Source organism: Algibacter sp., assembly GCF_049667265.1.
Classification (GTDB): domain Bacteria; phylum Bacteroidota; class Bacteroidia; order Flavobacteriales; family Flavobacteriaceae; genus Algibacter_B.
Map to the genome: position 1 here is coordinate 1 of NZ_JBATHX010000088.1, position 10,565 is coordinate 10,565.

The following is a 10,565-nucleotide window of genomic DNA, read 5'->3' on the forward strand; positions in this document are numbered from 1 at the left end:
GCAGCATCAATCCATTCTCCAAAGACCTTTGAAAATGTACATGCACTTCATCAAAAAGCGTTTGTAAATCCCAAGTTCTAAAATCATCAGCGTCTACTTTTTCTGCGGTTTCAGTTCGGTTGTAAAACTGCCATCTGTGCTGATTAAAATACTGCCAATATAAATTAGCCAATATATTTTCCAAAAGGTTTTTTGTTGGAAATTCGCTTGTCGCAATGCGGTTTTTAAAGTCGTTAATAATGCTTAATTGCGCATCTTCCTCTAAAATTAAGGCATACTTACTTTTAAAAAGCATGGTTTTAATAAGTTGCGGATGGTTGTCATCTTTAGCTGCAAGTTTTTCAATATCACCAACAAGCTTTAAAGCAGATTTTGGTAAACCATCAACTTCATATTTTTCGACTTGAGTCCACAAATCGAGATAGTTAGGATTTTGAGCCTGTGAAAACGTTGAAAATAGTATAATCATAAATAATAATAGTGAGCGCTTCATGTGTTTAATTTTGTCTCTAATGTATATTCAAAAGCCGTTCCAAAAAACAGAAAATTAGTAAATAGGACGATTCGATGAGTGAAGTTAATCAATTTGCAAGTAAAAAGGCAGTTTTAGATATTACAAAAATGCTAAATCATTAAGATTATCTTAAAGGAAAAACAACGTACTGCAAGAAAGCTTATTTTTGTATTCCGATTCAAACGCTATGAAGAACATTTGGCTCCTTTTACTAATTCCGTGTGTGAGTTTTTCGCAGGTAAATTTGAATGGCATTCAAACACTTTTTAATCAAAAACAGTTTAAAAAAGCAGAAACTCAGATTATTGATTTTTTAAAAGACCATCCAGATGATTTAAAAGCCACAGAACTTTTGGGTGATGCTTACGGACATCAAAAAAAGTGGGATGAAGCCAAGGATGCCTACAAAAAACTGGTAAATGCTAAACCTAATACGGCCAATTATCATTACAAATATGGCGGTGTTTTGGGCATGAAAGCTCTGGAAAATAAACTTAAAGCCATTGGGTTAATTGGCGATATAAAAAGTGCCTTTACGCGAGCAGCCGAACTGGATAAAAACCATATTGAAACCCGTTGGGCTTTGGTTGAATTGTATATGCAACTACCTGGAATTGTTGGTGGCAGCAAAAGTAAATCGCTAAAATATGCTCAAGAATTAGAAGACATTTCAAAAGTAGATGGTTACCTCGCAAAAGGCTATGTAAATGAGTATGATGACGAACCAGAATTGGCCGAGAAGTACTACAAAATGGCCATTCAAGCAGGCGGTTCGTTAACCTGTTTTAATAAACTTACCACGCTTTACGAAAAGGAAAATCAGCCCGAAAAAGCCATTGAAAACATTGAAAACGCACACAAAAATTTGCACCGTAATGCCTTGCACTATCAAATTGGTAAAGTAGCGGCAGAGTATGCCATCGAACTTGAAAAAGGTGAGCAATGTTTGCAAATATATCTTGAAAATTATTCGCCTGAAGATGGTGTTCCAAAAGCTTGGGCACATTATCGTTTGGCACAAATTTACGCCCATAAAAACAATAAAGTAACGGCTTTAGAATACATCGATTTAGCCATTACACAACTCCCAAAAATCAAACCTTTTAAAGCAGAAAAGGAGCGTATTTTAAATCTTTAGTATTTGGGCGGGTGCCTGCCGACAGGCAGGTTACCACAAGGATCAGGCTTTCCTCTTCAATCCCTAACGCAAAAACTTCCGGCTTCGGACTACGAGTTTACAACTTCAATTCATATATTTACTTCTTGATATAATGCTTAAAAAAAGTGTTAGTCAAAATTGCAAAATACATTCAAAATAAAAAGATGAACGTACATTTTATAGCCATTGGCGGTGCAGCTATGCACAACTTAGCATTAGCATTACATAATAAAGGATACTTGGTAACTGGAAGTGACGATACGATTTTCGAACCTTCAAAATCTAGGTTAGATGCCAAAGGGTTATTACCAGAAATATTTGGTTGGTTTCCAGAAAAAATAACATCTAGTTTAAATGCTATTGTTTTAGGTATGCATGCCAAAGAAGACAACCCAGAGTTACTTAAAGCACAAGAACTCGGACTAAAAATCTACAGTTACCCAGAGTTTTTGTACGAGCAATCTAAACACAAAACTAGAGTTGTAATTGGTGGAAGTCACGGAAAAACCACCATAACATCTATGATTTTGCATGTGATGCATTATCATGATAGGGAAGTGGATTATATGGTTGGCGCGCAATTAGAAGGGTTTGATGTGATGGTAAAACTCACCGAAACAAACGATTTTATAGTGCTTGAAGGCGATGAATATTTAAGTTCACCAATAGATAGAAGGCCAAAATTTCATTTATACAAACCCAATATTGCTTTGTTAAGCGGTATTGCTTGGGATCATATCAATGTATTTCCAACTTACGAAAATTACGTAGAGCAGTTTAGCATTTTTGTAGATTCAATTGTAAGTGGTGGAAGTATTAATTACAACGAAGAAGATCCAGAAGTAAAGCGAGTTGTAGAAGCAAGCGAAAATACCATTAGAAAAATAGCCTACCGAACCCCAGAATACAAAGTAGAAAACGGCCAAACTTTATTAGAAACTCCAGAAGGTGATTTGCCAATTGAGGTTTTCGGGAAACACAACTTAAATAACTTAGCAGGAGCTAAATGGATTTGCCAACACATGGGAATTGATGAAGACGATTTTTACGAAGCCATCGCCACGTTTAAAGGGGCTAGCAAACGCCTAGAAAAAATTGCTGAAAGTAAAACTAGTGTCGCTTATAAAGATTTTGCGCATTCGCCAAGTAAAGTAGAAGCCACAACAAATGCAGTTAAAGAACAATACGAAAACAGAACCTTAGTAGCTTGTTTAGAGTTGCATACTTACAGCAGTTTAAATGCTGAGTTTTTAAAAGAATATAAAGGCGCTCTTGATGCTGCCGATGTTGCTGTAGTCTTTTATTCGCCACACGCAGTGGAAATTAAAAAACTAGAGGAAGTCACCCACGAACAAATAGCCAATGCTTTTGAGCGTGACGATTTAATTATTTACACCAACCCAGACGATTTTAAAGACTTTTTATTCTCGCAAAACTTTGAAAATAAAGCTTTGTTGTTGATGAGTTCTGGTAATTATGGTGGTTTGGATTTTGACGCGGTTAAGGGGTTGATTGGGTAGCTTTTTTTTAGGAAATTCGTCTAAAAATCTTAGGTAAATTTAATTAAGTGCATTTATAATAAATTCATCTTTTGTTTAATTAGTCTAAAGGAACTATAAGTACAGGAATTTTTGAATTTTTTACAATTTTTCTAGAAACACTTCCGAATAATGCTTTATAAAGAAAGCTATGTTCTTGATGTCCAGCAATTATTAAATCAATATGTAACTTCTTAGACTCCTCCATTATCATTTCTATGGTTCCTCCTTGAATAAGCAAACCTTCAGCCTTAATACCCTTTTTCTTTAGCGCATTAGAGTATTCTTCTAGAAGCCTATGTTCTTTTTTAAGTTTTGAAGCTAGACTATCTCTCACGGACTGGGGGCCAGCTTCGTAACCAACAAAGTCAGGATTTGGATCTGCAATGTGCATTATCCATATTTTTGAATTGAATTTCTCAGCCAATTCAAAAGCTTTGTCAATTAGTAATTGTTCGTGTCTATCAAAATCAATTGTAACCAGTATATTTTTCATATCACTTATTTTAATAAATTAAAATGCGAAGTCAAAGTTCCATTTCAAATAACTTTATTGGTTGTTGTTCTAAGTTATGACTTTTTTCTGATTTATGCTAACTGATTTTTATTAACGAACTCTGGCACAACATTCTCCATTTTAGCAAAACTTAAGCTAAATTCATCATTTCTAATATCGTCAAGCAACCATTTGCCTTCTGTATATTCCATAATCCAAACTTTGCTTTCATCACTAAAGCCTCTTTTGCCTTGAACTATTTTTCTTGTGCTCCTATTTATCAAATAATCTTCGATATTTGCAGTAATTTCAAAGGCTATTTTAGAACCTTCAAAATTATCGTTTTCGGAGATTTCTAGATACAATGGCTTAATGCTACTAATACTTTGTAGTTTACAAACATTTAAAAGGTTTTCTTTTTTCCATCTATCTAAATGCACAAGCTGTTGGTTTTGCCAATACCAATGATTTACATATTCTGATACTTCTTGCATGTTTTCTTTACCCCAAGCTATATGTACTCTACTAAAAACATTAGAAACATTTTTTTCTATATTCAACCACATAAAATCTTTGTTTTTAAGACCAAGTTTAGCAAGCAGTTTTTTAGCTTTCCTAACAGCAATAAATTCTATAATTCTAATATAAAAAATTACAGGAAGGAAAATAATAACTAAAAGACTCATTAATAGTTTACCCCACCAAGTTTTAAATAACGCTTTGGCCACTGAACCTCCTGGGCCGGCATAAACAGGGTCTATAAATAAAAGCAAAACAAAAATTAATGTTATGACTATGGTTAATTTGTTGATTTTCATATTTAATAAGATTTACGAAAGATGTTTTAAAATTCGATAAAAGTCAATTAGACTAAAAAGAATTATAAATATTAAGTATTTAGCTTGTTTGTTACTGATGCTGTGTTTTTTAAACCATGCTAGTGCAGGGATTAAAAAAACGAAAGCAAAAATGTATTGTACATATACTTCCCCAGTATCATTTTTAAAGGTTTTTCCAGATTCAACTTTAGTTATTTCTGAAGTTTCTTCATGAAAATAGGAGGTACTCAATATAACTTTATCTCCAACTTCAAGAGCATTAAATATATCTTCTGTGAATTGGTCATTATTACTTTCAAAATAGACGTTGTAAGTAGTTCTATCGAATTTTGCTCTATAGCTTTCGTTTTTTGTAATAACTGTGGCGGGAATATTTTTATAAGGTAAAAACGCTTCAGCAATAGTTAGTAGTCCAACTAAAACAGGAATAACAGACAATATCTTAATTTGCTTGTTATACTTTGATAAATTAATTTTCAAATTTACTTTTGGATTTATTTAAGAGAACTAAGATAATAATTTTTCTTACAAATATAAATTTGGGATTTTAAAAGCAAGCAATAGTTTCCTTGATGCCCAATTTACTTTAGTTTCTAAAATTATTAAATCTTGAATGAGTTTTTTGCCTTTTAATTAAAATCACTTCAACTTCTCCTTAAAAAAATCAATAGTTCTACTCCAAGATAAATCCGCAGCTTCCTTATCAAATCGAGGTGTTGTATTATTATGAAACCCATGATTTACGTTAGGATATATATGCGCAGTATATTCAATGTTATTGGTTTTTAAAACCTCCTCAAAAGCAGGTAAACCTTCATTAACTCTAGTGTCTAATTCTCCATATTGTAATAATAAAGGCGCTTTAATTTTTGCAGCTTCCTGGGCGGTTGGTTGCCTTCCGTAATACGGAACAGCAGCACCCAATTCTGGGATTCGAACGGCCAACATATTAGCCATCCAGCCACCAAAACAAAAACCTACCACACCAATGTTTCCATTACAATCTTCATGAGATTTAAGGTAGTTATAGGCTTCAATAAAATCTTCAACCATTTCATCTCTATCACGCTTTTTCTGCATGTCTCTGCCATCATCATCATTTCCTGGATAGCCACCAAGAGGCGATAAAGCATCTGGCGCTAAACTAATGAAACCTGCTTTGGCTGTGCGCCTTCCAACATCTTCAATATATGGATTAAGTCCGCGATTTTCATGAATGACTACAACACCAGGCAGTTTGGTTTTATTATTTTTAGGTTTTGATAGCAACCCTTTGATAGTGCCTCCACCATTTGGAGATTCGTAGGTAATATATTCTGAATCTAAAGTTGGGTCATTAGGTTTTACTAGTAAATTATCGAAGTAATTTGGCGACATAAAACTTAATAATGACGATACGGTAACACCACCAACAGCATAGAGCGAAAGCTTTTCAACAAATTGCCTTCTGTTGAGTTTATTATGAGCGTAATCGTCATAAAGATCAAACACTTCTTGTTTAATGTCTTCTTTTTTTAAGGCTTTCATAATCAACAGTTTTATAGATTATGTAAGTTAAGAATTTTTAAAATATTTTATCCAAAAACACTTTAATACTTTCTTGGTTAGAACGAATCAATTCCGCTCTAGCGTTTTCAGTATCTTTAGGTTTTTTGTCTTGAGAGAGTTTAAACTTGCCTTCCCAACTATCAATAGTAATTTCAAACATTTTTATATAATCCAGATAGCCTTTCATGCTTCTATTATCAGACTCTAAAACATATTTATGGTCTGGTGCTTCCAGAAATTCGGTCATGGAAATTAACGATTGTTTTAACGCATCTTTACTTTCAATAGCCTTCACTTTTCCTTTTACATGCACTTTAATATAATTCCAAGTTGGTAATTGTGTGCTTTCATAAATACTTGGTGAAATATAACATTGCGGACCCGAAAATATAATCATGATGGCGTTATCATCCTTTAAAAGTTCAGCCTGCGGATTGTAGATATCAATATGTCCGATGAGTTTGCCAGCTTCATTATAAATTAAAGGTAAGTGCGTAATTAATGGTTCGTTATTTTTAACCGAAATTAATGTGGCTAACGGATAGGTTTTAACCACTTCAATAAGGTGATTAATATCGTTGTCTTGATGATGTTTTGGTGGGTAGCTCAAATAGATTTACGATTTTAGATTGCCAAATTTTGATTTATAAATTTACAATATTTATCTTTAACCAATGCAAGAAAAACCAGCGTCGTTTTCAATAAAAAACTGGAGTCAAGACGATCAACCACGAGAAAAATTACTGTACAAAGGTAAAGCTGCTTTAAGCGATGCCGAATTAGTTGCTATTTTGATAGGTTCTGGAAACCGTCAAGAAAGCGCTGTCGATTTATGTAAACGCATTTTAGCAAGTACCGATAATAATTTAAGTGCCTTAGGAAAACTTACCATTAAGCAACTTATGGAATTTAAAGGTATTGGTGAAGCTAAAGCCATAAGTATAATTGCCGCCTTAGAATTAGGAAGAAGACGTAGAGGAGAAGAGGCGCTTGAAAAAAGGAAAATCACATCTAGCGCGTCCGTTTTTGAACTCATGCAACCTATTATTGGCGAATTGGAACATGAAGAATTTTGGATTATCTATGTGAATAATTCTAATAAAGTGTTGCAAAAAAATCAATTAAGTAAAGGTGGTATTACAGGCACTTTGGTAGATGTGCGTTTGGTGCTTAAAAATGCTTTAGAAGTTGGTGCCACAGGATTGGTTTTAGCGCATAACCACCCATCTGGAACTTTAAAACCAAGCGAAGCCGATAAACAAATTACACAAAAACTTAAAAGTGCAGCACAAAGTTTAGATATTAAAGTACTAGACCACCTAATTATAACAGAAAAAGCATACTTTAGTTTTGCAGATGAATCACTATTGTAAACTTATAGAAAATCTATGACTGAAGACTGCTTACTGAATACTGCCAACTGAACTTATGTTATTAGTATATACTCATAAAATCTCACCTAGATTAAAATATGTTTTTAAACATATCTGTGCGCGTGTATTGGAAATTGAGGTTGGTTTTACAACTAAAATAGAAGAGTTTATTGCGCACGATAGTTTAAAAATGTCTTATACCAAACAACAATTGGGAAGTGAGTTTTTTATAAAAAGCCATGAGATTTTGTTTGAGCAAGGCTTAAGTGATATTGATATTAATATGCATGATTGGGGCGACACCAAGTGCTTTTTTTATTTAGGAGAAAAAAGTGTGATGCCTTTTGATATTTTTTCGGCAGCCTTTTATTTATTGTCGCGGTATGAAGAGTATTTGCCCCACGTAAAAGACGAATACGGACGTTTTACAGCTTCTGAAAGTTTAGCTTATAAAAAGGGTTTTTTGCATCAACCCGTTGTAGATATTTGGGCTTATAAATTTAGAGATGCCCTTCAAAAACAGTTCCCAGAATTTAAATTTCCAAAACGGAGCTATAAAATAAGGCCTTTAATTGATGTGCCTAGTGCATATCATTACAAATTAAAAGGTATAATGAGAACTATTGGTGGATCCATAAAGGATTTAGCTAGATTTAGACTTAAAAGTTTATATACGCGATTTGCCGTGCTACTTGGCTTTAAGCACGACCCTTATGATACGTTTAAGTATTTAATAAACAGACAAAAAACATCACGATTTAAATTTCTTTTCTTTTTTTTAATTGGCGATTATTCCACTTACGATAAAGGAGTGAACCCAAATAAAAAGAAGTTTGTTTCACTCATTAAACATGTTGGAGATTATTGTAGAGTAGGATTAAAAATTTCTTATTTTGCTCTTGAAGATGAGGTGCTTTTAAAGAAGGAAAAACAAAAAATAGAAGAGATTTTAAATACCAACTTAGAAGCATCAAGACAATCCTTCTCGAAACTAAATTTGCCAGAAACGTATAGGAATTTAATAGCCTTAGAAGTTCAAGAAGATTACACCATGGGCTATGTCAACCACATAGGTTTTAGAGCAGGTTCATGCACCCCGTTTTTGTTTTATGATTTGGATTATGAAGTACAAACACCATTAAAAATTGTGCCTTATCAACTTATGGATTTTGCGCTTTTAAAACACAAATCGCTACTTGATAAAAAAAAGGTATTGAATGAAATTATTAATGAAGTTAAAAAGGTTGATGGTGAGTTTGTTCCTGTATTTCATAATTATACTTTTGGTGAAATTACCAGATGGAATGGTTTTAAAGAATTGTTTAATTTAATTTTAGATTCCCCAAGTGAAGTTTAAAGGTATTACAGATGTGTTTTTTGATTTAGATCATACCCTTTGGGATTTTGATAAAAACTCGGCGTTAACGTTTGAGAAAATCTTTGCCATTAATAATATTGACACAAATATTGACGATTTTCTTGTCCATTATGTACCAATTAATTTAAAATATTGGCGGTTATACAGAGAAGATAAAATTGAAAAAAGTGCTTTGCGCTTTGCAAGATTAAATGAAACGTTTGTAGACTTAGGCTTAAAAATTGAAGCACCTTTAATAGATAAATTATCCGACGATTATATTTCACATTTATGCACCTTTAACCATTTGTTTGAAAACACTTTTGAAATTTTAGATTACTTAAGCATTAACTATAATTTGCATATTATTACCAATGGTTTTGAAGAGGTACAGTATAAAAAAATGAGTTATTCTAAAATTGATCATTATTTTAAAACGGTAACCAATTCTGAAATTGCTGGTGTAAAAAAGCCAAATCCTGAAATATTTAATTTTGCTTTAAATTTGGCTAATACAACCGCCAATAAAAGCGTTATGATAGGGGATAGTTTTGAAGCCGATATTATGGGAGCACGAAATATGGGCATGGATGTTGTGTTTTTTGATCTTAACAACATGACTGTTGATAATACCATCAAACAAATTGATAACTTAATTCAGCTAAAAGAATTCCTTTAAATGGGATTCATCAACTTCTAAAATTGGGGGCTTTTTAAATTACCAATATTGTATATTTACAAATAGATAAATAAAATGAATCACATGAACACTAAGTTTTTTTCGATCGTACTAACCTGTTTTATTGCAACCACAGTATTTGCACAATCTAACATAAATAATTATAAGTACGTTATTGTGCCTAACAAGTTCGATTTTTTAAAAGAGGACAATCAATACCAAATAAACGCGCTTACAGAGTTTTTGTTTAATAAATATGGTTTTGAGGCTTTAATGGAAGGTTCAGATTATCCTGAAGATTTAAGTCAAAATAGATGTTTGGCTTTAATTTCGGATGTGATAGAGGATTCAGGCATGTTAAAAACAAAACTTAAGGTTGAGCTTAAGGATTGCAATAATAAATTAGTTTTTACTTCTTCAATGGGAGAAAGCCGAGAAAAAGAGTTTAGTACCGCATTTAATTTGGCTTTACGCGATGCTTTTAAATCCATTGAAGCTTTAAATTATAAGTATGAGCCAAGTATAAATTCTATTGGTACGGCCTCTCAGCCTCAAGTTAAGACTGAAGCTACCGAAGAAATACAACAACTAAAAAAAGAAATACAGGTTTTAAAACAAGAAAAGCAAGCTGAGGTTGCTGTTGTAGAACAAGCGAAGCCTGAAGTACCTAAAGTGGTGGTTAAGGAGGTAATTCCAGTTGCTCAAAAACAAGATAATCAAGTAGCGGTAATTGAAGGAGTTTCAAATGTGCTGTATGCGCAGGCTATTGATAACGGATTTCAATTGGTTGATAGTTCTCCAAAAGTGGTTTATAGAATAAAAAACTCCAATTTGAAGGATGTTTATTTGGTTGAAGGCAAAAGTGCTATTATCTACAAAAAAGGTGATGATTGGGTTGTTGAGTATTATTCTGGTGATACATTAGTGCAAGAGGCTTTAAATATTAAATTCTAAAGTTTAATGTTAACATGAATTTGCGTTAGGGATTGAGGCATTTGTTGAAGCTCTTTGTGTGTTGTTGCACCCCTGCCTGCCGGCAGGCAGGTATGCAACACAAAAAAG

Annotated in this window: 12 protein-coding genes; 6 read left to right on the forward strand and 6 right to left on the reverse strand. The window is 33.1% G+C overall.

Annotation, left to right across the window (positions count from 1 at the left end; translation table 11 throughout):
- Window positions 1-493: hypothetical protein (locus tag WBN21_RS03270; protein ID WP_424197867.1), on the reverse strand; the 493-nt coding region annotated here is incomplete at its 3' end.
- A gap of 208 nt (window positions 494-701) precedes the next feature.
- Here WBN21_RS03270 and WBN21_RS03275 point away from each other — a divergent pair.
- Together WBN21_RS03275 and WBN21_RS03280 are read left to right on the forward strand one after the other, a co-directional pair.
- On the forward strand, window positions 702-1,652 hold the full coding sequence (locus WBN21_RS03275) for a tetratricopeptide repeat protein (protein ID WP_424197868.1): 951 nt from the start codon (window positions 702-704) through the stop codon (window positions 1,650-1,652).
- 185 nt (window positions 1,653-1,837) lie between these two features.
- The gene (locus WBN21_RS03280; RefSeq protein WP_424197869.1) at window positions 1,838-3,193 is read left to right on the forward strand and encodes a UDP-N-acetylmuramate--L-alanine ligase; all 1,356 of its coding nucleotides are present in this window, start codon (window positions 1,838-1,840) and stop codon (window positions 3,191-3,193) included.
- Between the two features lie 79 nt (window positions 3,194-3,272).
- Here WBN21_RS03280 and WBN21_RS03285 read toward each other — a convergent pair whose 3' ends face one another.
- The 5 genes from WBN21_RS03285 to WBN21_RS03305 all read right to left on the reverse strand — a co-directional run bounded on the left by WBN21_RS03285 (window position 3,273) and on the right by WBN21_RS03305 (window position 6,704).
- Entirely contained in the window at window positions 3,273-3,707 is a 435-nt protein-coding gene (locus tag WBN21_RS03285; protein ID WP_424197870.1) for a universal stress protein, read from the reverse strand.
- 92 nt (window positions 3,708-3,799) lie between these two features.
- Window positions 3,800-4,525, reverse strand: coding sequence for a hypothetical protein (locus tag WBN21_RS03290; RefSeq protein WP_424197871.1), 726 nt, complete (start codon window positions 4,523-4,525; stop codon window positions 3,800-3,802).
- A gap of 12 nt (window positions 4,526-4,537) precedes the next feature.
- Complete coding sequence (locus WBN21_RS03295; protein ID WP_424197872.1) at window positions 4,538-5,026, reverse strand: hypothetical protein; 489 nt, start codon at window positions 5,024-5,026, stop codon at window positions 4,538-4,540.
- Between the two features lie 159 nt (window positions 5,027-5,185).
- Complete coding sequence (locus WBN21_RS03300; protein ID WP_424197873.1) at window positions 5,186-6,073, reverse strand: dienelactone hydrolase family protein; 888 nt, start codon at window positions 6,071-6,073, stop codon at window positions 5,186-5,188.
- A 37-nt stretch (window positions 6,074-6,110) separates the two neighbouring features.
- On the reverse strand, window positions 6,111-6,704 hold the full coding sequence (locus WBN21_RS03305) for an FMN-binding negative transcriptional regulator (protein WP_424197874.1): 594 nt from the start codon (window positions 6,702-6,704) through the stop codon (window positions 6,111-6,113).
- Between the two features lie 64 nt (window positions 6,705-6,768).
- Here WBN21_RS03305 and radC point away from each other — a divergent pair, with 64 nt between their 5' ends.
- The 4 genes from radC to WBN21_RS03325 all read left to right on the forward strand — a co-directional run bounded on the left by radC (window position 6,769) and on the right by WBN21_RS03325 (window position 10,457).
- A complete protein-coding gene (gene radC / locus WBN21_RS03310; protein ID WP_424197875.1) occupies window positions 6,769-7,467 on the forward strand; it encodes a RadC family protein in 699 nt (232 codons plus the stop codon).
- Window positions 7,468-7,522: 55 nt separating this feature from the next.
- On the forward strand, window positions 7,523-8,824 hold the full coding sequence (locus tag WBN21_RS03315; protein WP_424197876.1) for a polysaccharide deacetylase family protein: 1,302 nt from the start codon (window positions 7,523-7,525) through the stop codon (window positions 8,822-8,824).
- Window positions 8,814-9,503 (forward strand): YjjG family noncanonical pyrimidine nucleotidase, encoded by a 690-nt coding sequence (locus WBN21_RS03320; RefSeq protein WP_424197877.1) that lies wholly within the window; start codon window positions 8,814-8,816, stop codon window positions 9,501-9,503. Before WBN21_RS03315 ends, WBN21_RS03320 begins: the two co-directional genes overlap by 11 nt.
- Window positions 9,504-9,587: 84 nt before the next feature.
- Entirely contained in the window at window positions 9,588-10,457 is an 870-nt protein-coding gene (locus tag WBN21_RS03325; RefSeq protein ID WP_424197878.1) for a hypothetical protein, read from the forward strand.
- Window positions 10,458-10,565: the final 108 nt, after the last annotated feature.

Bases quoted from the DNA above. Each gene is read 5' to 3' on its own strand.
- radC (WP_424197875.1), top strand. From the start codon at position 6,769: ATGCAAGAAAAACCAGCGTCGTTTTCAATAAAAAACTGGAGTCAAGAC.
- WBN21_RS03325 (WP_424197878.1), top strand. From the start codon at position 9,588: ATGAACACTAAGTTTTTTTCGATCGTACTAACCTGTTTTATTGCAACC.
- WBN21_RS03290 (WP_424197871.1), bottom strand. From the start codon at position 4,525: ATGAAAATCAACAAATTAACCATAGTCATAACATTAATTTTTGTTTTG.
- WBN21_RS03315 (WP_424197876.1), top strand. From the start codon at position 7,523: ATGTTATTAGTATATACTCATAAAATCTCACCTAGATTAAAATATGTT.
- WBN21_RS03285 (WP_424197870.1), bottom strand. From the start codon at position 3,707: ATGAAAAATATACTGGTTACAATTGATTTTGATAGACACGAACAATTA.
- WBN21_RS03300 (WP_424197873.1), bottom strand. From the start codon at position 6,073: ATGAAAGCCTTAAAAAAAGAAGACATTAAACAAGAAGTGTTTGATCTT.
- WBN21_RS03280 (WP_424197869.1), top strand. From the start codon at position 1,838: ATGAACGTACATTTTATAGCCATTGGCGGTGCAGCTATGCACAACTTA.
- WBN21_RS03275 (WP_424197868.1), top strand. From the start codon at position 702: ATGAAGAACATTTGGCTCCTTTTACTAATTCCGTGTGTGAGTTTTTCG.